Annotated in this window: 20 protein-coding genes; 9 read left to right on the top strand and 11 right to left on the bottom strand. The window is 62.8% G+C overall.

What is annotated here, in order from left to right:
- Positions 1 to 35 precede the first annotated feature (35 nt).
- From ACTJIL_RS11690 to ACTJIL_RS11680, 3 genes are all read right to left on the bottom strand, one after another.
- A complete protein-coding gene (locus ACTJIL_RS11690; RefSeq protein ID WP_440755675.1) occupies positions 36 to 248 on the bottom strand; it encodes a hypothetical protein in 213 nt (70 codons plus the stop codon).
- Between the two features lie 279 nt (positions 249 to 527).
- Positions 528 to 1,151, bottom strand: a complete 624-nt coding sequence (locus tag ACTJIL_RS11685; RefSeq protein ID WP_440755674.1) for a GntR family transcriptional regulator — start codon at positions 1,149 to 1,151, stop codon at positions 528 to 530.
- Positions 1,152 to 1,423: 272 nt separating this feature from the next.
- The gene (locus ACTJIL_RS11680) at positions 1,424 to 2,074 is read right to left on the bottom strand and encodes a hydrolase (RefSeq protein ID WP_440755673.1); all 651 of its coding nucleotides are present in this window, start codon (positions 2,072 to 2,074) and stop codon (positions 1,424 to 1,426) included.
- Positions 2,075 to 2,267: 193 nt separating this feature from the next.
- Here ACTJIL_RS11680 and ACTJIL_RS11675 point away from each other — a divergent pair, with 193 nt between their 5' ends.
- From ACTJIL_RS11675 to ACTJIL_RS11665, 3 genes are read left to right on the top strand one after another with little or no spacing between them, the layout of a single operon-like run.
- Positions 2,268 to 2,555, top strand: a complete 288-nt coding sequence (locus ACTJIL_RS11675) for a LysR family transcriptional regulator (RefSeq protein WP_440755672.1) — start codon at positions 2,268 to 2,270, stop codon at positions 2,553 to 2,555.
- A 50-nt stretch (positions 2,556 to 2,605) separates the two neighbouring features.
- Positions 2,606 to 4,252, top strand: a complete 1,647-nt coding sequence (locus tag ACTJIL_RS11670) for an acetolactate synthase large subunit (RefSeq protein ID WP_440755671.1) — start codon at positions 2,606 to 2,608, stop codon at positions 4,250 to 4,252.
- Positions 4,253 to 4,310: 58 nt separating this feature from the next.
- Positions 4,311 to 5,744, top strand: coding sequence for an aldehyde dehydrogenase family protein (locus ACTJIL_RS11665; RefSeq protein WP_440755670.1), 1,434 nt, complete (start codon positions 4,311 to 4,313; stop codon positions 5,742 to 5,744).
- Between the two features lie 25 nt (positions 5,745 to 5,769).
- Here ACTJIL_RS11665 and ACTJIL_RS11660 read toward each other — a convergent pair whose 3' ends face one another.
- Entirely contained in the window at positions 5,770 to 6,510 is a 741-nt protein-coding gene (locus tag ACTJIL_RS11660) for an SDR family NAD(P)-dependent oxidoreductase (protein ID WP_440755669.1), read from the bottom strand.
- Between the two features lie 157 nt (positions 6,511 to 6,667).
- Positions 6,668 to 7,552 (bottom strand): pirin family protein, encoded by an 885-nt coding sequence (locus ACTJIL_RS11655; protein ID WP_440755668.1) that lies wholly within the window; start codon positions 7,550 to 7,552, stop codon positions 6,668 to 6,670.
- Positions 7,553 to 7,673: 121 nt separating this feature from the next.
- On the opposite strand from ACTJIL_RS11655, the gene ACTJIL_RS11650 reads away from it, so the two are divergent.
- Positions 7,674 to 9,458 (top strand): MFS transporter, encoded by a 1,785-nt coding sequence (locus tag ACTJIL_RS11650; RefSeq protein WP_440755667.1) that lies wholly within the window; start codon positions 7,674 to 7,676, stop codon positions 9,456 to 9,458.
- Here ACTJIL_RS11650 and ACTJIL_RS11645 read toward each other — a convergent pair.
- Positions 9,442 to 10,341: a LysR substrate-binding domain-containing protein gene (locus ACTJIL_RS11645; protein WP_440755666.1), complete on the bottom strand. Its 900-nt coding sequence runs from the start codon at positions 10,339 to 10,341 to the stop codon at positions 9,442 to 9,444. The two genes, ACTJIL_RS11650 and ACTJIL_RS11645, sit on opposite strands and share 17 nt — an antisense overlap.
- 105 nt (positions 10,342 to 10,446) lie before the next feature.
- Between ACTJIL_RS11645 and ACTJIL_RS11640 the strand changes: the two genes are divergently transcribed.
- The 4 genes from ACTJIL_RS11640 (at position 10,447) to ACTJIL_RS11625 (ending at position 14,640) form a co-directional block, all read left to right on the top strand.
- Positions 10,447 to 11,616 (top strand): NAD(P)-dependent alcohol dehydrogenase, encoded by a 1,170-nt coding sequence (locus ACTJIL_RS11640; protein ID WP_440755665.1) that lies wholly within the window; start codon positions 10,447 to 10,449, stop codon positions 11,614 to 11,616.
- A 56-nt stretch (positions 11,617 to 11,672) separates the two neighbouring features.
- The gene (locus tag ACTJIL_RS11635; RefSeq protein ID WP_440755664.1) at positions 11,673 to 12,752 is read left to right on the top strand and encodes an MBL fold metallo-hydrolase; all 1,080 of its coding nucleotides are present in this window, start codon (positions 11,673 to 11,675) and stop codon (positions 12,750 to 12,752) included.
- 26 nt (positions 12,753 to 12,778) lie between these two features.
- On the top strand, positions 12,779 to 14,254 hold the full coding sequence (locus tag ACTJIL_RS11630) for an aldehyde dehydrogenase family protein (protein ID WP_440755663.1): 1,476 nt from the start codon (positions 12,779 to 12,781) through the stop codon (positions 14,252 to 14,254).
- An 80-nt stretch (positions 14,255 to 14,334) separates the two neighbouring features.
- Entirely contained in the window at positions 14,335 to 14,640 is a 306-nt protein-coding gene (locus ACTJIL_RS11625) for a GNAT family N-acetyltransferase (protein ID WP_440755662.1), read from the top strand.
- Positions 14,641 to 14,817: 177 nt separating this feature from the next.
- Here the strand turns inward: ACTJIL_RS11625 and ACTJIL_RS11620 are convergent, their stop codons facing one another.
- The 3 genes from ACTJIL_RS11620 to ACTJIL_RS11610 are packed head-to-tail and all read right to left on the bottom strand — an operon-like array spanning position 14,818 to position 16,855.
- Positions 14,818 to 15,255: an OsmC family protein gene (locus tag ACTJIL_RS11620; protein ID WP_440755661.1), complete on the bottom strand. Its 438-nt coding sequence runs from the start codon at positions 15,253 to 15,255 to the stop codon at positions 14,818 to 14,820.
- A gap of 8 nt (positions 15,256 to 15,263) precedes the next feature.
- Positions 15,264 to 16,157, bottom strand: a complete 894-nt coding sequence (locus ACTJIL_RS11615) for a pirin family protein (protein WP_440755660.1) — start codon at positions 16,155 to 16,157, stop codon at positions 15,264 to 15,266.
- 44 nt (positions 16,158 to 16,201) lie between these two features.
- Positions 16,202 to 16,855, bottom strand: a complete 654-nt coding sequence (locus tag ACTJIL_RS11610) for a hydrolase (RefSeq protein ID WP_440755659.1) — start codon at positions 16,853 to 16,855, stop codon at positions 16,202 to 16,204.
- Positions 16,856 to 17,059: 204 nt separating this feature from the next.
- Here ACTJIL_RS11610 and ACTJIL_RS11605 point away from each other — a divergent pair, with 204 nt between their 5' ends.
- On the top strand, positions 17,060 to 17,956 hold the full coding sequence (locus ACTJIL_RS11605; RefSeq protein ID WP_440755658.1) for a LysR family transcriptional regulator: 897 nt from the start codon (positions 17,060 to 17,062) through the stop codon (positions 17,954 to 17,956).
- A gap of 195 nt (positions 17,957 to 18,151) precedes the next feature.
- Here the strand turns inward: ACTJIL_RS11605 and ACTJIL_RS11600 are convergent, their stop codons facing one another.
- Both ACTJIL_RS11600 and ACTJIL_RS11595 read right to left on the bottom strand, forming a co-directional pair.
- Positions 18,152 to 18,802: a hydrolase gene (locus ACTJIL_RS11600; protein WP_440755657.1), complete on the bottom strand. Its 651-nt coding sequence runs from the start codon at positions 18,800 to 18,802 to the stop codon at positions 18,152 to 18,154.
- Between the two features lie 104 nt (positions 18,803 to 18,906).
- Entirely contained in the window at positions 18,907 to 19,773 is an 867-nt protein-coding gene (locus ACTJIL_RS11595) for a pirin family protein (RefSeq protein WP_440755656.1), read from the bottom strand.

The raw sequence follows: 19,773 nt of genomic DNA, 5'->3' as shown, positions 1-19,773 counted from the left end.
AAAGGGGGCGCATCTGTTGATGCGCCCCTTGCCGGTCAGCGGTCCGACATGCCGGGCCAATCCCTGCCGAGCGGCTCATCCATTCCCACGGCGAAGCCCTGCGTCTCGACGCTGGCGATGCCGAGCACTTTGTCGTGACCGAGCGGCTCACCCGAGCTGATCGGGGTGCCCTGGGTTTCGGTGCTGGCGACGCCGAGCACGATGTTGTCTTCGGGCGACTTGGTGCAGGTGTTTTCGAGGGTGTTCATCTCCATCTCCTTCGATTGCGTCATGGCTGTCCCATGACGAGTTCAGGCTAGGAGAGTGGAATTTTGATTTTCAAGTAATTCTTGCGTGGTGCTTCGCTAATTCTCTCTGCCCCGTGATGCCTGTCCTGGAATTCCGGCTTCTGCCCGGAGTTCTTCGTTGCTGCAGACGGACGCGGCGGACTCACGGATGCTGGTTCTGCCGCGTGTGAAGGCAGTGCAGTAGACGCTGAAATGGCTGGTGCGCAATCGCACGATGCGCACGAAAGAGCGCTGCCAGAATCAGTTGAAAAGGTCGCTGTTGTCGCCCAGCGAAGCCACGATGTGCGGTACCAGTTGCTTGCGGCGCTCGTGATAGGCGCTCAATCCGGCGCTGAGCGATCCGATGTCGCATTCTTGCCAATGCCGGATCAGCGCTGAAAGTTCTTCGCAGGCGTCGTCGACACGTCCGGCCCGACGTATCGGTGCCAGCCTGTCGTTTGCCTGCTTCACGGCTTGATGCAGGGACCGGTGATCCGTCGCCCTGGCGATCGAGTCGAAAAGATGCCAGGTCAGATTGGGGATATCGTCCTCGGTCGAGACAACTCTTGAATCCGTGGCCGCGAGGGGCGTGACTTCGATACCGATTTCGCACGCCATCAGCAGCAGACGCCGCATCCAGTCGTACAGGTCGCGGAGTGCAACTTCGGTGAGCAGGGGAACATAGAGACCGCTGCGGGCGTGGTCGGCGATCAGGCCTTCTCCGACCAGGCGATACAAGGCGAACCGGACCGGCGTGGCGCTTGTGTGGAATTCCTCGGCGATGGTGGCCGGATCGATCCGTTGCCCGGGAACGTAGCGCCCAGATCGCAGCGCACGCCTGATCTCGCGGTACAGGAAAGCACTTTTCGATTGGATCGCACTCATCGCAAAACTCCATGTTTGCGAAGGCGGCCGCTTTGGACGCGATGTTACAAACCAGTCAGTGCGGACGCAATTGTTATTGAATAATTGCGAGCAAATTTCGTGCTGGAACTCATGAGGCGTGTTGTGCAAGTCCGCTGTCGTGCAGCGTGCCAACGTTGCGTCTGCTTGCCGGCGCCGATTCCGGAAACCAGGGTGTCAGGGACAACGGCCTGCCCGATCACGGCGCAGCACCGGGACCGGGCAGGGGCGGACAGCCAGCGTTGCCGGAATTGCTACGCGTTCTTCCTGGCCGCTTCGGCGGCAGCCTTCTCGACGTTGAAGCCGTCGGCGTTGTCGAAGACGCCCATGAAGCCGGGGACGGTCGCCTCTCGCGACCAGTCGCGCTGGAGCTCGCAGTAGAGCTGGACGCGGCTGATCAGCTTGGCGCCAGCCTGTTCGATCCGACGAAGTGCCGCCTCGTGGGCAGCCAGCGACGTGCCGCCGACGGCATCGACGGGGACGTAAACCTCGTAACCCTCCCGCGTCGCGTCCAGGGCAGGAAACGTCAGGCACGCCTCGGTCCAGAGCGCCGTCATGATCAGCTTCTTGCGCCCGGTCGCCACGACTGCCTGCTTGAACTCGGTGTCCTCCCAGCTGTTGATCGAGGTTCGATCGTAGGTGGGGTAATCGCCGAGCACCGCCGCCAGCTGCGGGATCGGGGGCTTGTTCTTGCCGGTGGCGATGTTCACGGTCGAGTGGACGATCGGCAGCTTGTAGTTCACCGCGGCCTTGGCCGTGCTGACGATGTTGAACACCAGCTCGTCGCGGTCCATCGAGCGGATCGAACTGACCTGGATCGGTTGGTAATCGATGATGATGAAAGCCGCGTTCTCGGGCGTGAGCAGGTGGTCGCTGGCGGGGTCGCGGATCATTTCGCTGGTCATGGTGCTTGCTCCTGTCGGTGTCGTTGCGGTTGTGGAGCGGACTTGCTGCGAATGGGAAGCCAGCGCCCCCGCGGTCGAACCGGAACGTGAAGCTTTCCATCCGGTGGCGGTGCGCGGTAGTACCGTTTCGCGCCAAGCTGTGTCGCGCACACGGCAACGCTGGAACGGATAACGGTGTGCAAGAATTTGTCCCGTGACCGGGATTGCCATGTTGGATATCGAAGAGCTGCGCACATTCGTCGAGGTTGCCGATTCGGGTGGCGTATCACCAGCCGCGCGACGACTGGGAATCTCCAGGTCCATCGTCATCCGACGGCTGAAACGGCTTGAGGCGGAGTTGGGCGTGCAGCTGTTGGTGCGCGCCACTCGCGACTTCGTGCTGACCGGGGCGGGTGCCACCTTTCGCGAACATGCCGCCCGCGCTTGCGCCGCGATCGACCAGGCCTGTGAAGACATCCTTCCCGCGGGCGATCTGCGTTAGCGTCTACCATCACCCGCAACACAAGCAGCCCGCTCCGGAAGAATTTCATCATGACCAAAGCGTCCGATCTGTTCATCCAGTGCCTGGAGGAAGAGGAGGTGGAATATATTTTCGGGGTTCCCGGCGAGGAGAATCTCGACATGCTCGACAGCCTCAGCCGCTCCACCAGCATCCAGCTGATCCTGACCCGGCACGAACAGGCCGCCGGCTTCATGGCCGCGACCTATGGCCGGCATACCGGCAAGACCGGAGTGTGCATGGCGACGCTGGGACCGGGCGCGACCAATCTGGTCACCGCCGCCGCCTATGCGCAGCTTGGCGGCATGCCGATCCTGATGGTCACCGGGCAAAAGCCGATCAAGAAGTCGAAACAAGGTCGCTTCCAGATCCTCGATGTGGTCGGCATGATGAAGCCGCTGACCAAGTTCACTCATCAGCTCGCCAGCGCCGACAACATCCCCAGTCGGGTGCGCGAGGCTTTCCGGCTCGCCGAAGAGGAGAAGCCCGGCGCGACGCATATCGAGTTTCCCGAGGATGTCGCCGCCGAGAAGACCGAATCGGTGCCGTTCAAGCGCAGCCACACGCGGCGCCCCAGTGCTGATGTGAAGTCGATCCGCGCTGCGGTGCATGCGCTTGAAAACGCCAGGTCGCCGATCCTGGTGATCGGCGCAGGCGCCAACCGCACCATGACCAGCCGGATGCTGCTCCAGTTCATCGAGAAGACCGGCATCCCGTTCCTGACCACTCAGCTCGGCAAGGGCGTGATTGACGAGCGCCACCCCAAATTCGTCGGCTGCGCGGCCCTGTCGGCAGGCGATTTTGTCCACCGTGCGGTCGAGGCCGCCGACCTGATCGTCAATATTGGTCATGACGTGATCGAGAAGCCGCCGTTCTTCATGCATGCGGGCGGCGCGCAGGTGATCCATGTCTCGTCCAGGACCGCCGAGGTCGATCCGGTCTATTTCCCGCAGATCGAGGTGATCGGCGACATCGCCAACGCGATCTGGCAGATCAAGCAGGACATCGTTCCCAATGGGGGCTGGACGTTCGACGCGATGCTGGCGGCGCGCAAGGGCCAGGTCGCGCACACCGCGTCGATCTCTAGCGATGCACGTTTCCCCATCTTCCCGTCATTCCTGGTCGAACAGGTCCGCGCGGCGATGCCCGAAGACGGCATCATCTGCCTCGACAACGGGGTGTACAAGATCTGGTTCGCGCGCGACTATCCGGCTTACCGCCCCAATACCGTGCTGCTCGACAATGCGCTCGCCTCGATGGGCGCGGGCCTGCCCTCGGCCATGGCCTCGGCGATGGTCTATCCCGATCGCAAGGTGATGGCGATCTGCGGCGATGGCGGTTTCATGATGAACAGCCAGGAGATGGAAACCGCCGTTCGCTTGAAGCTCAACCTCACCGTGCTGATCGTCAACGACAACGGCTACGGCATGATCCGCTGGAAGCAGGCGGACATGGGCTTCAAGGACTGGGGGTTGACCTATGGCAACCCCGATTTCGTCAAGTACGCGGAAAGCTATGGCGCGTCCGGCCATCGTGCTGAAAGCGCCGAGCATCTCAAGCAGTTGCTCGCGCATACCTGCGACACGCCTGGCGTCCATCTGATCGAGTGCCCGGTCGACTATTCGGAGAACGACCAGATCCTCAACATCGACATCAAGAAGCTGTCGAAAGAACTGTAATCGCTGTCCCGTTCTTCGGCTTTCGCCGGAAAGCGGGATGCGCCCCCGGGAGTTTCGAATGACCAAGCTCAAGTCCGTCTATCCGCTCTATCTCAACAATGTGGCGCAGCAGCCGAACACCGATCTCGCAGTGACCGACAAGTTCACCGGCGAGGTCGCGTTCCGCGTCGCGCGGGCCGATGTCGCGACGATCGATACGGCGATCGCGGGCGCGGTCGAGGCGGCAGGACCGATGGCGCGGATGGCGAGCTACGAGCGCCAGGCGGTGCTCACCCATTGCGTCGCCCGCTTCACCGAGCGGTTCGACGAGCTTGCCTACGCGCTGTGCGTCGAGGCGGGCAAGCCGATCAAGGACAGCGAGGGCGAGGTCAGCCGACTGATCGACACCTTCCGCATCGCCGCCGAGGAGTCGGTGCGGATGAACGGCGAGGTCCAGGCGCTCGACATCTCGGCGCGCGCCAAGGGCTATCAGGGCATGTGGAAGCGCGTGCCCATCGGACCGTGTTCCTTCATCTCGCCGTTCAACTTCCCGCTCAACCTGGCCGCGCACAAGATCGCGCCGGCGCTCGCGGTGGGCTGTCCGTTCGTGATGAAGCCGGCGAGCCGGACCCCCTTGGGCGCGATCATCATCGGCGAAGTGCTTGCCGAGACCGACCTGCCCAAGGGCGCATTCTCGATCCTGCCCACCAGCCGCGACGGTGCCGACCTGTTCACCACCGACGACCGGCTCAAGCTGCTCTCGTTCACCGGATCGCCCGATGTCGGCTGGGATCTCAAGACGCGCAGCGGCAAGAAAAAGGTGGTGCTCGAACTCGGCGGAAATGCCGCAGTGATCGTCGATGCCGATGCCGATCTCGACGATGCGCTCGAACGCGTCATCTTCGGCGCTTTCTACCAATCGGGGCAAAGCTGTATCGGGGTGCAGCGCATCATCATCCACGCCGATGTCTACGACCGCTTCCGCGACATGCTGGTCGCCAGGACGAAGACGCTGGTGGCGGGCGACCCCAAGCAGCGCGACACGTTCATCGGCCCGATGATCGATGTCAAGGAAGCGACACGGCTCGAGACCTGGATCAACGAGGCGGTCGCCGCCGGCGGCACCCTGCTCTGCGGCGGCAGCCGCGACGGCGCGATGCTCGACGCTACCCTGCTCGAAGCCGTGCCTGCCCACACCAAGATCGTCACCGAAGAGGCGTTCGGACCTGTCGCGGTGCTGTCAAGCTTCACCGATTTCAATGCCGCACTCGCCGAAGCCAACGACTCGAAATTCGGATTGCAGGCGGGCGTCTTCACCCGCGACCTGTTCAAGATGTTCGACGCCTGGGATCGTCTCGATGTCGGCGGCGTGGTGATCAACGACGTGCCCAGCTACCGCGTCGACAACATGCCCTATGGCGGGGTCAAAGATTCGGGCCTGGGCCGCGAAGGCGTGCGTTTCGCGATGGAAGACATGACCGAAATCCGCAACCTGGTGATTCGCCGATCGTAAGGCGCCCGGGAAAGGACAGGATCGATCAGGCGATTGCGCCACCGTCGGCGGTCAGGATGGCGCCCGTAATTACGCTCGCCGCGGGACTTGCAAGAAAGACTACTGCGTTCGCGATTTCACGCGGCTCGCCGTAGCGCCCCAAGGACGTCAGGCTTCGCTGGAGATCGGCAGCCGCGCCGTCCGCCGGATTTGATTCCGTATTGGTCGCCCCGGGCTGCACGAGATTCACTGTGATGCCGCTGGGACCGAGCTCGCGCGAAAGGCCACGAGTGAAGGAGGTAAGTGCCGCCTTGGACATCGCATAAACAGTGATGCCCGGGAAGGGGACCCGCTCTCCCAGGGCCGAACCGATGGTGACGATGCGTCCTCCTTCGGAGAGGTGCGGGATTACTGCCTTCGCAAACAGCACCGGCGCTCGTACGTTGACATCCATCACGGCCTGATATTCGTTCACATCAAGGTCGGCGATCATTCCGTTGTGGCCGATGGCCGCGCTATTGACGAGAATATCGAGTCCGCCGAGTTTCGATACGGCTTCGCCCACCGAACGCGTGATGGCGTCCGGGTCGGTGCTATCGGCCTGGATGGCGACTGCGCGACGCCCCGTTTTCGTGATTGATCCGGCCACCGCATCGGCCTTCCCGGCCGAATGCTGGTAGGTGAATGCAACGTCGGCGCCGTTCTCTGCCAGCGCCAGTGCGATAGCAGCCCCGATGCCCCGCGACCCACCGGTTACCAACGCACGCTTGCCTTTCAGATCGATCATGGCTGTGTCCTCTTCTACGTGGTGATTCAATGGCCACGTGTTGTGTGGAGAGATTGAGGCATGAACCTTCTCATCCAGCTGCGGTGCGCGGTAGCCCTGTTTCCCGGCAGGCTGTGTCCCGCACATGGGAACGCTGGAGCGGGCGACGCGCGTTTGCTCAAATAGTCGAACTACTACCGTCCTTGGAGTAGGTGACAGGGCGCATCGTGCCGGCGTGGGGGAACTTCCCTTGGCGATAGGCGGAGTAGTAGCCGGCCAGTTCCTCCTGGGACCCGGCGATGAACGGTCCCTTTGCAACCACCGAAATATTCTGTGGCTGTCCGGCGTAGAGCAATACTCGAGCGCCACCTTCACCCGCCCGCAACGCAAGCGCGCTGTCGCCGTCGCCCATGGGTCGCGTCCAGCCCACCGTACCTTTGGCAAGTGTTTCGGCTCTGGTGCCGGCCTCCACCTCGCCGTCGATCACCACCACAAACGCGTTGTAGGAGGCAGGGAGATGCGATGCGAAGGTGGCGCCTGGCTCCAACCGGATATTGATCAATGTCACCGGAACAGCGTTCAACGCACGTGCCGCCGCGTCCCCTGACTTGCCGCTGTAGACCGTTGCCAGCACGCCTGGCTCAGCGTGCACAGGCATCTCGTCGCGGCGCAGGATCTGCACCCGCGGCGGCATGTTGCGCTGCGCCTCAGGCAGGATCAGCCAAAGCTGGAACAGACGCATACCGGTGGAGACCATCGCGTTCTCGGAATGGACGATGCCGCTGCCGGCCGTCATCCATTCGACATCGCCTTCCTCCAGCCGCCCGCCGGTGTCCGCCATCGTGCCGTTGAGCATGAAGGTGACGGTCTCGAGCCCGGCATGGGGGTGCGACTCCCCGAAGCTTCCTCCGTCGGTGATGTTGTCATCGGCCATGAGGAAGAAAGGATCGGTCGCGGGCAGATCGCCCGGCGCTATCACCAGCGCGGCCTTGTGCCTGTCGCCGCCGAAGCCCGGACCCAGTGCAGGTATCGTGCTGACACGATCAATCGATCTCTCAAACATTGGCCAAGTCCTTCTCGTGGTGTAGGGCGGTTCTCGTCATGAATTGACGCCGCCTCGGTATTGCTGCCCATTATCCGGACCTACCTGACGTTGATCTAGATACCCGTTCGAGAACCCAGCATTGCTCAATGCGCAACCCGAATATTGGCACCTGGCCGTCTATCGTTGCGCGATGCCAGATCACCTCGACAGCCAGCGTGAGCGTCGCCCGACGAGAAGATTCCGCGACTTTCTGGAGGAGGAAGTTGTGGAATTCCCCGTGCATGAACGCTCTCCCGTACCCGGATCGCCCGCAACGCCGACGCATGGGCCAACAACTCGGCTGGCCTACGCGTTTGTCGCAGTGCTGGTTGGGATAACTGCGGGTTTAAGCAGCGCGCTGGTGAGTGTCAACACGCTCCAACTGCAACAAATACTGGATCTGAGCGCACATCAGGTGGCGTGGCTATCGACCTGTTATGTGATGAGCGCTGTCTCTGCCAACTTGCTGTTGATCAAGGTTCGACAGCAATACGGCCTGCGTCGCTTCGCCTTGGCATTCCTGAGCCTGCATGCCGTCCTGGCGCTGATACTGGTGTTCGTGCCGGGCTTTGAGGCAACGTTGTTGGTACGCGCGATCAGCGGGTTCGTCGCGGTAGCACTGATACCGCTTTGTCTCTTCAACATGATGCAGGCTTTTCCTGCAAGATGGCGTTTGCGGGGTCTGGTTCTGGGCATCGGAGTGACGCAATGCGCCATACCTTTGGCGCACGTCCTTTCGCCATCATTACTTGCCAGCCAGGGATGGCGCTCATTGTTTCTACTCGAGGCGGGACTCGCTCTGCTTTCACTTGCGGCACTGGGGATGCTGCGCCTGCCGCCGGCAGAGCGAGTTCGCGTTTTCCAGCCGCTCGACTTATTGACTTTCGTTCTGATGGGCAGCGGCCTGGCACTGATCGCTGCTATGCTGGGCTTGGGCCGATGGGAGGGGTGGTTTCAGGTTAGGTGGATAGTCGCGTCGCTTTTCATCGCCATACCGGCGTTGGTGTTAGCAGGTGCGATTGAGACGTCTCGCCAGACGCCCCTGTTGAACCTTCGTTGGCTCGGGCGTGGAGACGTTGCGCGCTTCGCTGTAGCAATATTCATGGCGCGGATTGTATTGGCAGAGCAGGCATTCGCGATCGGCGTGGTGAGGGAACTGGGTGGTACGGCGCAGCAACTTGCCATGCTATCGATAGCTATGTTGGGCGGAGCCGTCGCTGGGGTTCTCATCAGCGCCCTCACAGTGAATGCCGAGAAGCTTGCCAGGCCAATGATGCTGTCGGTAGGAATCATCGCCCTTGCCGCTTTTGTCGACAGCGTGTCGGATGGCCCGCATCATCTGCAGCGCTTCTACATGACTCAGGCCGCTATCGCTTTTGCGGGGACGTTCTTTCTGGGCCCCGCACTACTACTGGGCATCACCAACGCACTGCAACACGGCAGCAGGGAGCTGATCAGCTTCATCGTCCTGTTCGGAATCGTCAACGCGCTTGGCGCGCTCGCGGGTCCAGCGCTGCTGGGAACCCACAATGACTGGAGCCGGGCGGTCGGCGGAACCACACTGGACGCGATGTTGGGCACGTCGCGCCTGGTAGCCGTGATCGCCGGGTTCACGACGATCTACCTGGCGATCCTGCTCGCCCTGAGGATACGGCGGAGGTTGGCAGAACTGTGGGGCCAATGCGCCGCGGAGCAGACTTCTCAACCGGCGCCGGCAGGCACGCCCATTGCACAGTCGATCGACAGCCGCTGGCGACCACCTCGACCCGGTAACGCTTTGGCTGCTGCGTTTACCGCCCTTGCATTGCTTGGTGTTGCGCTGATTGTGGCCGCTTGGTACCTGCCGGTCTCAAGCGCAGTCGATCTGCTCAGACCTCCGGGGTGATCCTGTCGTACAGGAAGTTCACCAGCGCTCGCACCCTCGCGATACGGGATCGTGCGGCCGGCATGAAAATATGCAGATCGGCGCCTTCGTGTGGATAGGCAGGCAGCACCGCTTCCAGCTCGCCTCGCGCCAGCAAATCCTCAACCATGAACTTCGGAACGACGGTCATGCCTAGATCTGCACGTGCGGCGGCCAGGAGCATTTGCCCGTTACTGGTGCGGAAGCCGGAGTTCATGCGCACATGCTCCCAGCCCCCCGCCCCTCGGAAGCGCCAATGACCAGTATCGACAGCATGGAGCAGGGCATCGTGCGAGGTCATTTCAGAGGGGCTGTTCGGTCGTCCTCGTGCATCTAGATAGCCCGGGCTAGCGACGACTACCCAATCGACCCTGGCGAGTTTGCGCGTGATGAGTGTCTGGTCCGAGACAGCACCCACCCAGATCGAGAGGTCATAGGCTTCGGCGGTCATGTCCGCCAGACGATCCTCGAAGCGAATGTCGAACTGGACGCGCGGATGGAGCAGCGCAAACTCGGCGAGCAGCGGCGCAAGCACAAACTCGCCGAACGCAGTCTGGACCTGGATGCGGAGCTGGCCGGAAACCTCAGTCGTCAGCTTGTTGACGACTTCGTGCGCCGACTCCAGTTCCGCCAAGCCGGCGCCAGCGCGTGCGTGGTACTCGCGGCCGATATCGGTCGGCGTCGTACCTCTCGGCGTTCGGGTCAGCAATTGAGCGCCGAGGACGGCCTCCAGGCGACTGACGCGGCGGCTGACGATGGACTTGGCGATGCCAAGGCGTGCGGCAGCATTTGCAATGCCTCCTGTCTCGACCACCTCGACGAACGCAATGACATCCAGCAAGTCAACGGGTGCGCGTTCCGACATCAGCAACTCCATCTTCCATATTGCGTGGCTAGTGCAACGCTACAGAATCGCTAACCTGAGCGAAAGGTTGCGCAAGCACAGCCTACAGACCCAGGCAACTTCCCGATGGAGACCGCCGATGGCCCGCTCGAGAAAATTGAACATTCACCTGTCTGCCAAGCGCGTGCACGCATGACCACTCAAGCACGCGCAGCCGTGATCGAACAAAAGGACAACCCCTTCGTCATGCGCGATGTCACCATTGATGATCCCCGGCCGGACGAGGTGCTGGTCCGGATGGTTGCGACAGGAATCTGCGCGACAGACGCGCACGTCCGCCAGCAGTTGTTGGCAGCGCCATTGCCGGCAATTCTGGGTCACGAGGGCGCGGGCATCGTTGAGCGCGTCGGATCAACGGTGAGTCACCTGAAGCCCGGCGACCACGTCCTGCTTTCCTACCATTCATGCGGGCAGTGTAAGCCCTGTCTGTCCGCTCACCCTGCCTATTGCGACAAAGTCTGGGAGGCCAACTTCGCAGGTGCCAGACTGGACGGATCCATCGGCGTCAGTGCGCAAGACGCGAGCGATCTCCATGCTCATTTCTTCGGCCAATCCTCGTTCGCCACCTATGCGCTTGCCCACCAGCGCAACACCATCAAGGTGCCAAGCGACATTCCACTGGAAATCCTCGGGCCGCTCGGCTGCGGCTTGCAGACCGGGGCGGGTGCGATATTGACAGCGATGAAGGTTCCGGTCGGCGCCACTGTCGCTATCTTCGGCGTCGGCGCGGTCGGTCTTGCCGCGATCATGGCCGCCAAGGTGGCTGATGCCGCCACCATCATCGCCGTCGACGTGAATGAGCCAAGGCTGAAGCTTGCGAAGGAGCTTGGTGCGACACATGTCGTCAACGCAGCGGGTGGAGTGGACGTGTCCGCAGCGATTCGACAGATCGAACAGCGGGGCGTCGAGTTCGTCCTGGACACCAGCGGGCGTGGGTCGAATCTTGATGCGGGCGTTGGCGCCCTCGCGCCGCTGGGTCATTTCGGCTTCGTTGCGTTCAACGCCCACTCGGGGGCGACCGTCGACGCGTCGCGCCTGTCAGTCGGGCAGACGCTGCAGGGAATTATTCAGGGCGACGCCGTGTCGGCGCTGATGATTCCCGAACTGATCGGGCTGTATCGCAGCGGTCGTTTCCCGTTTGACCGGCTCATCACCTTCTACGACTTCTCTGAAATCAACCAGGCGTTCGACGACGTTGCCGCAGGCCGCGTCATCAAGGCCGTGCTGCGCTTCTAGATTCCGGCTGACTGATTGGTCTGCCCCCACGTTCAACAAAGAGTAGGAAGCCAACCATGTGTGACAACCACCAGAAGCCGATCACGGCATCCGATACCCCCGCGTTTTTCGGCATCGACCGTTACGGCTTTCCGGAAGCGGGTGAGCATCCCCTCGACCCGCCCGAATATTACCCCCCGTACTTCTGGAGCGAGCGCTTCAAGAAGCTCGGCTATCACTGCGAGGAGCTGCGCGACGGCTTCTACTGGGTCACCAGCGGTGGCTATGATGCGGCATTCGTCGTAACGGACGAAGGCGTGATCGCGATTGACGCTCCGCCGACGCTCGGCGAGAACATGCTGGCCGCGATCGAGGAGGTCACCGACAAGCCGGTGACGCATGTGATCTACAGCCATTGGCACACCGACCATATCGGCGCCGCCTCGGTCTACGGACCGGACGTCGAGATTGTCGCGCACAAAATCACCAAAGAGCTGCTGGAGCGGTTCCCGGATCCGGGCCGGCCGCTTCCGACCCTGACATTCGACAAGGAACATACGCTGACAGTCGGCGGCGTCACCCTGGAGCTGTCTTACAAGGGCGAGAACCACTGCCCCGGCAACATCTTCATCTACGCGCCAGCCCAGAAGGTGCTGACCTGCATCGACATCATCAGCCCTGGCAGTGCCACCTTCATGCACTGCGACGCCTCCCAGAACATCACCGCCTGGTATGAGGCCCAGCACCAGATCATGGAGTACGACTTCGACTTCCTCGTCGCCGGTCATCACATGAAGTACGGCACGCCGGAGCTGGTCAAGGAGTCGATCGAGTACTTCGCTGACATTCTTGAAGGCGCACAGGCGGCCATCGATATTTACTCGCGATCCGACCGGCTTATGGACATCATTCTAAAGCCGGGGCTGGACCGCTTCTGGGTTGGGTCCGAGAACTGGATCAACTCGATGACCAACTACGCGACCAAACACGTGCTCGAGAAGAAGACCAGCAATGGCATGCTCTGGTCCGAGCGTCTGGCCGGCGTGACCACGCAGACCAAGTATCACGCCTATACCGTCATGGAGTCGATCCGCCTCGAGCGGCCGCGTCCCAACTACCGGCTGCGCGGCGAGAACCCACCGCCGTTCCTCGCCTGACCTGACAGGATCCGGATCAATCATTGATGACCACGTACTCTGCCAATAACTGGATCGACGGCCACTTCGCCTCTTCGTCGAAGCGCAGCAACTCCATCAATCCAGCAACCTACGAATCCATCGGAGACTACCCGGATGAAGGCGGTGCTGCTGCCGCTGCTGCTATCACTGCTGCCTCCCGCGCTTTTCGCGGCACGGGCTGGGCGCACGACACCGAACTTCGCGCCAGGGTTCTCGACCAGATGGCGGCGGCGATCGAAAGGAACCGGGATCGGCTGATTGACATCCTTTCGCTCGAGAACGGCAAGGTTCGTGGCGAAGCTGCACTTGAAGTCGATGGGAGCCCCAGCAAGTTGCGCTACTGGGCCGCGATGGCGCGCACGGAAGCGGGACGCGCCACGCAGCCGCGACCGGGCAGCCTTTCCATCATCCTGCGCCAGCCCATGGGTGTGGCAGGCGTGATCGTGCCTTGGAACTCGCCGGTCATCCTGGGGACCAGATCGTTCGCGCCGGCCCTGGCGGCAGGGTGCACGGTGGTGGTGAAGATGTCCGGCCAGGTCGCGCAGACTGCGGCCGTGCTGGCAGAGATTTTGGCCGAGGTGAAAGATCTTCCGGCCGGCGTCATGAACATCTTCGCGGAGAGCGGATCAGAGGGCGGCGCGCTGTTGGTGGAAAGTGCGGATGTGCCAACGATCAGCTTTACAGGAAGCACGAAGACTGGGGCGCTTATCGGGGCGGCCGGCGCGCGCCGGATGAAGCGTTTTGGACTCGAACTGGGCGGCAAGGCGCCCATGATCGTGTTCGATGACGCTGAGGTTCAGCCCATGCTGCCTGTGCTCGAGAAGGCGCTGACGGTTTTCGCCGGGCAGTTCTGCATGACCGGTTCCCGGCTTCTCGTTCAGGACGCTGTCTACGACGCCGTCCGCGATGGACTTGCGGAACGGCTGCGCAACGTGCGGGTCGGACCTGCCTCCGAGCCGGCGAGCGATATGGGGCCGCTGATCGACAAGGCGAATGTCGCACGCGTCGACGAAGTCGTCAGGCAAGCCCTTGCGTCTGGTGCGGCAGCGGTCGTCAGAGGCGGAGCGGTAACCAGTGGTCCGCTGGCGAAGGGAGCGTTCTTCCGCCCCGCCATGCTCGAGGTCACCGACAACAGCCTGGCGATCGTGCGGGAAGAAACGTTCGGTCCGGTTCTCACCATCCAGCGTTTCGGCGACGAGGCTGAAGCCATCGCGCTTGCCAATGACAGCGATTACGGGTTGTCAGCCAGCGTCTGGACTCGCGATATCGACCGCGCCCTGCGCGTCGCCGGGGCGCTGGAGGCGGGCAGCGTCTTTGTGAATGATTGGGCGAAGGTGTATGACGGCACGGAAGAGGGTGGGTTCAAGCAATCGGGTCTGGGCAGGCTCAACGGGCATGCTGCGCTTGATGACTTCATCGAGTACAAGCACATCGCGTTGAAGCCTGGTCTGGCTGGACACTCGACAGGTCCGGCGCGCTGAGACTGCAGTCTGAACCGGTCCCGCGGCGCGTGCCGATCGGGTGTGTAGCCATTTTATCCATCATGTTCACAGAGGCTGAAATGACCGAGAAACCTGCAGTTCGGATTTCATACGAGGATAAAGGCCACAAGGGTCGCTTTGTCGCCCGTATCACTGGTGTCGACGGAGAGGGCGAACTGACCATCTCGAAAGTTTCGGATGTGTTGGTCATTGCAGACCACACCTTCGCGCCCGATACGCTCCGCGGCACGGGCGCCGCCTTAGCGCTGGTCGAGGCCCTGATCGCGGACGCCCGCGCCAAGGCTTATCGCGTCATGCCCCTTTGCCCCTACGTGCGAGCGCAGTCGCTGAAGCATCCGGAGTGGGCCGATGTCATTCAGCATTGAGGCGGGTGACGCTCTTTCGATCGCGATGCTGTTCCTCGCGCGTGCGCGCCTCGGAACACTCTGCAGTGAGTGATGGTTCTTGGCGGCGAGCCCGTCGGAGAGCGGATGTCAGGTGGTTGTGACCGTGTGGCTGCAACCCCGAAGCTGCCGATCGGCAACAACCACCGGAGGTGCGTGTCATGCCGCCTCTGCAGCAAGACGCGTGTCGATCGAGACACCGCTCTTGATCGCCAGCGTCACCGGTGTGCGTTCGGCGATATCGGCGAGCTTCGCCCGTTGTTGGTCGTCCAGTCCGACGATCTCCAGCACGCGCTCGATGCGATCCGCACCACCTTCGCGCGGCCGCAGGTAGCGCAGTTGCACGTCCAGCGCGACCAGCGGCCACTGTTTGCGCTCGGCATACATCCGCAGCGTCATCAACGTGCACGCACCAAGCGCGCCGAGCAGCAGGCCGAACGGTCGAGGGCCAGCGTTCTGCCCGCCTAGAGCCTCGGGTTCGTCGGCGACGATCGCGTGCCCATCGATACGCATCGTCACCGCATAGGGCACATCGCCGATACGGGCCTGTGCCCGGCCGAGAATGAGGCTGGCATGTCGTTTCGTGTCGTCCGTCATCGCTGGCCTCACGGCTTGTCTGGCGCCGGACGCATGGGATCGTCGGGCAGGGGGATGAACTCGGCATCGTCGGCATCGGGCAACTTCATGCGGCCGGCCTTCCAGTCCGCTGCAGCCTGTGCCAGCCGCTCCTTCGATGACGACACGAAGTTCCAGTAGAGGAAACGCTCGCCGACGGGCTCCCCGCCGAGCGCCATCACCGTCGAATGCTCAACGGCCCGCAGTCGTGATGCGTCCTTGCCCAGGACCAGCATCCTGCCGGCGGTATGGGTGACGCCGTCGAGTTCCACCGCACCGGTGGCGACGTACACGGCGCGCTCGGAATAATCGGCGGGTATTTCCGCCGTCGCGCCTGCGTCCATGTCGAGGTGCGCGTAGAACTGCGGCGAATGCGTCGCTGCGGCCGCGGTGAGGCCGTAGGCGGTGCCTGCGATGAGCTGCCCGTGCACACCACCGTCGCTCCACTGCGGCAGGTCGTCGCCGGCGTGGTGCGAAAAGCCGGGATCCATCTCTTCGTACTCGGCCGGCAGCGCGACCCAGGCCTGGATGCCGTGCAGGTGGTCGCCCTGCGCCCGCGCGCGCTCGAACCGTTCGCTGTGCGTGATGCCGCGGCCGGCGGTCATCCAGTTGACTTCCCGCGGGCGGATCGCCTGTGCGTACCCCAGGCTGTCGCGATGCATCATCTCCCCGGAAAACAGGTAGGTGACGGTGGACAGGCCAATATGCGGATGCGGCCGCACGTCGGCGCTGCGGTCCACACCGGCCGGGATGTCCATGGGACCGATATGGTCGAAGAAGATGTACGGGCCGACCATGCGGCGTTTGGCGAAGGGCAGCACGCGGCCGACCTCCATGCCGCCACCAAGCTGCCGGCGCCGTTGTTCGATGATCAATTCAACCATGTCGTGTCTCCGCTCGCACGTCGCCGGCTACGTACCGGCCCGGGTCATCCCGCGCTGCCAGCGACGGGCGTATCGAGCAGCTGCTGTTCCCACAGGAACGCAATGCCGCTACCCGCGGCGTGATGCTTGAGCACCTCCACGAACTCGGCGGCGTGCTCGGTTCGTGCGTGGTCGCGATACCATTCGGACGCAACCGCCAACCAGGTCATCACATTGGCGCCGGCGGCGATCATGCGCTGGATGGCCACCTCATGGGACTCGACGGAAACCCCACCGCATGCATCGGTGACCACCGTCACGTCCCAACCTTCGCCGAGCGCGTGGATCGCCGGCATCGCGACGCAGATCTCGGTGTAGAGGCCTGCGATGATCAGCTGCTTGCGGCCGGTCGCCTTCACGGCATCGACGACCTTCTTGTCTTCCCAGGTGTTGAGGGTGGTGCGATCGATCACTTCCTGGCCGGGGAACACATCGGTGATCTGCGGAAAGATGTAGCCACCACGGCCCTCGACCACGCTGGTCAGGATGGTCGGCACGCCGAATGCCCTGGCGGACTTGGCGAGCGCCGCGGAGTTGTTGACCACCATGTGCGGGTCGTGACTGTTGAGATTCGCCAGTTGGAAGGGCTGATGATCGATCAGGACGAGCACCGAGTCTTCGGGACGAAGTAGGGAGTCAAGACCGTTGCGGAAGGGCATGGTTACATCCTCTGCAGGTAGAGTGAGGGGAGAATGATTTTTCCCCGAGGCGTGCGTGGACTGGTGGGCTGCCTCAGGGGAGATACGTTGTCACTCGCCTCCGTGGAGCGGTAGTCCGTTCTCTCGTCATGCTGTGTCGCGTAAGCCGGAACGCTGGCTGGTACTATCCATGTCCGCCCGAGTCGCGAGATCGAGAGAGCCGAGGTGGACATTGAAGATCTCAGGACATTCGTGGAAGTCGCCGATGCGGGAGGGGTTTCCCCGGCAGCGCGCCGGCTTGGCGTTTCGAAGTCCATCGTCAGCCGGCGATTGGTCCGGCTTGAGGCGGAACTTGGTATCCAGCTGCTAGCACGCACCACGCGTGGCGCGGCGCTAACCGAAGCCGGGAGTACGTTTCGGGATGCTGCGGCCAAAGCCTGCAGCGAGATCGACCTGGCCAGGGAAACCATCCTGCCCGACGGGGATCTGTTCGGGCGTTTGCGCGTCGCCGCGCCGCTTTCTTTTGGCCCGACGCACTTCGCGCCCGTGCTCGCGCAGATGGCGCAACAGCACCCGCAGCTCCACATCCATACCAGCTACACCGATCTGATCACTGATCTTGTCGCCGAGGGTTTCGATTGTGCTATTCGGGTTGGCTATCTCCCGGACTCCAACCTGATCGCAAGACGCGTCGGGCCGGTTTATGGAAGCCTTGTGGCGAGCCCTGAATACGTCAAGGCTCACGGTTCCCCTGAGGCGCCCGACGAGATCGTGGCCCACGAGGCCCTCATGCAGGGAACCGAAGCCTGGAAGTTCATGCATGGCGACGAGCTCGTCACGGTGCACCCAAGGGGGCGTTTCAAGGCCGACAACGCGACTGCGCTCGTAACCGCCGCCGTAGCAGGACTCGGTATCGCGTGGCTACCCGATACGATCATCAGTGAGTATGTGGCGTCCGGCAGGCTTGTCCGGATCATGACGCGCTATCCGCTGCCGCCGGCAGGCATTTTTGTTGTCCGCCCGCCAGGTAAGCATCCAGCACGAAAAGTAAGGGCCCTGACCGAATTGCTCATCGAGTGCTTTGATCAGGCGTCGCTGGTGCCGGAAACTGCCCCTGTCTGAGCGGTGCGATGCACCAAGCCGACTTTCTCTCTCTGCGGGGGCTGCTCAGAATCTGTGTCGCGAAAAAGGCGTCAGGGACAATTTGTCCGGCGTTGAGTGGGACCAAGGTGCCAGAGACAATTGCCTGCCCGATCACGGCGCAGGCGCCGGACCGGGCAGGGTGGACAGCCGGCGGCCGTCGCCAGCAGGGAGTGCCTACGCGTCTTTCCTGGCCGCTTCAGCGGCAGCCTTCTCGACGTTGAAGCCGTCGGCGTTTTCGAAGACGCCCATGAAGCCGGGGACGGTCGCCTCACGCGACCAGTCGCGCTGGAGCTCGCAGTAGAGCTGCACGCGGCTGATCAGCCTGGCGCCAGCCTGTTCGATGCGGCGAAGTGCCGCCTCGTGGGCAGCCAGTGACGTGCCGCCGACGGCATCGACGGGGACGTAAACCTCGTAACCCTCCCGCATCGCGTCCAGGGCGGGAAACGTCAGGCATGCCTCGGTCCAGAGCGCCGTCATGATCAGCTTCTTGCGTCCGGTCGCCACGACCGCCTGCTTGAACTCCGTGTCCTCCCAGCTGTTGATCGAGGTTCGATCGTAGGTGGGGTAGTCGCCGAGCACCGCCGCCAGCTGCGGGATCGGGGGCTTGTTCTTGCCGGTGGCGATGTTCACGGTCGAATGGACGATCGGCAGCTTGTAGTTCACCGCGGCCTTGGCCGTGCTGACGATGTTGAACACCAGCTCGTCGCGGTCCATCGAGCGGATCGAACTGACCTGGATCGGTTGGTAATCGATGATGATGAACGCCGCGTTCTCGGGCGTGAGCAGGTGGTCGCTGGCGGGGTCGCGGATCATTTCGCTGGTCATGCGCTTGCTCCTGGGGTGTGGTTGCGGTTGTGGAACGGGCTTGCTGCGAAGACGCTGCGGGACAGGGACTGGCGGAGAAGGCCCTGCCCCGCAGAGCAGGACCATCAACTCGACATCTGGCCGAACTTGCCGCCGTTGAAATCGGCGATGGCCTGCGCGATCTCCTGCTGGCTGTTCATCACGAACGGGCCGTAGCCCACGACCGGCTCGTCGATCGGTTCGCCGGCGAGCAACAGCAGCTTGGCGTCGGTATTGGTTTCGATGTTCACGGCGGTGCCTTCGGTGGACAGCGTCACCATCTGCTTCTCGCGCAGTACTTCGTCGTTGACTTGCACGGTGCCGGCCAGCACCACCACCTGTACGGTCCAGCCTTCTTCCTGCGGCAACTGCACGGCCTTGCCGGCATTGAGGCGCAGATCCCAGACGTTCATCGGCGAGAACGTGTTGGCGGGGCCTTCGAACCCTTCGAACATGCCCGCGATCACGCGCATGCGCCCGGCATCGCCGGCCAGCGGTACGACCGGGATCTGCGCGTCGGTGATGGCCTGGTAGCCGGGCTTGGCCATCTTGTCCCTGGCCGGCAGATTCACCCACAGCTGCACCATTTCGAACGGGCCGCCGGTCCTGGCGTAGCCGGTCGAATGGAACTCTTCGTGCAGGATGCCGCTGCCCGCGGTCATCCACTGCACGTCGCCCTTGCCGATCACGCCGCCGTTGCCGGTCGAATCGCGATGCTCGACCTCGCCGTCGTAGACGATGGTGACGGTCTCGAAGCCGCGATGCGGATGCTGGCCGACGCCGCGGCGATGATCGGTCGGATCGAAATGGGTGGGGGCCGCGTAGTCGAGCAGCAGGAACGGGCTGCGCTGCAGCACGTCCGCACCGCTGTAACCGAACATCCCGTGCACCGGGAAGCCGTCGCCCACCCAGTGCCGGTTGGGCGCGCTGTGGGTCGCAATGACCTTCTTCAT

The organism is Luteimonas sp. 22616 (assembly GCF_052044325.1).
Lineage (GTDB): Bacteria > Pseudomonadota > Gammaproteobacteria > Xanthomonadales > Xanthomonadaceae > Luteimonas.
The sequence above is the reverse complement of the archived record's forward strand: the minus strand, read 5'-3'. Positions and strand labels throughout refer to the sequence as shown.

What these genes read in the sequence shown, in the direction of transcription:
- ACTJIL_RS11690 (WP_440755675.1), bottom strand. Translation starts at nt 248, where the DNA reads ATGAACACCCTCGAAAACACCTGCACCAAGTCGCCCGAAGACAACATC.
- ACTJIL_RS11685 (WP_440755674.1), bottom strand. Translation starts at nt 1,151, where the DNA reads ATGAGTGCGATCCAATCGAAAAGTGCTTTCCTGTACCGCGAGATCAGG.
- ACTJIL_RS11680 (WP_440755673.1), bottom strand. Translation starts at nt 2,074, where the DNA reads ATGACCAGCGAAATGATCCGCGACCCCGCCAGCGACCACCTGCTCACG.
- ACTJIL_RS11670 (WP_440755671.1), top strand. Translation starts at nt 2,606, where the DNA reads ATGACCAAAGCGTCCGATCTGTTCATCCAGTGCCTGGAGGAAGAGGAG.
- ACTJIL_RS11665 (WP_440755670.1), top strand. Translation starts at nt 4,311, where the DNA reads ATGACCAAGCTCAAGTCCGTCTATCCGCTCTATCTCAACAATGTGGCG.
- ACTJIL_RS11660 (WP_440755669.1), bottom strand. Translation starts at nt 6,510, where the DNA reads ATGATCGATCTGAAAGGCAAGCGTGCGTTGGTAACCGGTGGGTCGCGG.
- ACTJIL_RS11655 (WP_440755668.1), bottom strand. Translation starts at nt 7,552, where the DNA reads ATGTTTGAGAGATCGATTGATCGTGTCAGCACGATACCTGCACTGGGT.
- ACTJIL_RS11645 (WP_440755666.1), bottom strand. Translation starts at nt 10,341, where the DNA reads ATGTCGGAACGCGCACCCGTTGACTTGCTGGATGTCATTGCGTTCGTC.
- ACTJIL_RS11640 (WP_440755665.1), top strand. Translation starts at nt 10,447, where the DNA reads ATGGAGACCGCCGATGGCCCGCTCGAGAAAATTGAACATTCACCTGTC.
- ACTJIL_RS11635 (WP_440755664.1), top strand. Translation starts at nt 11,673, where the DNA reads ATGTGTGACAACCACCAGAAGCCGATCACGGCATCCGATACCCCCGCG.
- ACTJIL_RS11630 (WP_440755663.1), top strand. Translation starts at nt 12,779, where the DNA reads ATGACCACGTACTCTGCCAATAACTGGATCGACGGCCACTTCGCCTCT.
- ACTJIL_RS11625 (WP_440755662.1), top strand. Translation starts at nt 14,335, where the DNA reads ATGACCGAGAAACCTGCAGTTCGGATTTCATACGAGGATAAAGGCCAC.
- ACTJIL_RS11620 (WP_440755661.1), bottom strand. Translation starts at nt 15,255, where the DNA reads ATGACGGACGACACGAAACGACATGCCAGCCTCATTCTCGGCCGGGCA.
- ACTJIL_RS11615 (WP_440755660.1), bottom strand. Translation starts at nt 16,157, where the DNA reads ATGGTTGAATTGATCATCGAACAACGGCGCCGGCAGCTTGGTGGCGGC.
- ACTJIL_RS11610 (WP_440755659.1), bottom strand. Translation starts at nt 16,855, where the DNA reads ATGCCCTTCCGCAACGGTCTTGACTCCCTACTTCGTCCCGAAGACTCG.
- ACTJIL_RS11600 (WP_440755657.1), bottom strand. Translation starts at nt 18,802, where the DNA reads ATGACCAGCGAAATGATCCGCGACCCCGCCAGCGACCACCTGCTCACG.
- ACTJIL_RS11595 (WP_440755656.1), bottom strand. Translation starts at nt 19,773, where the DNA reads ATGAAGAAGGTCATTGCGACCCACAGCGCGCCCAACCGGCACTGGGTG.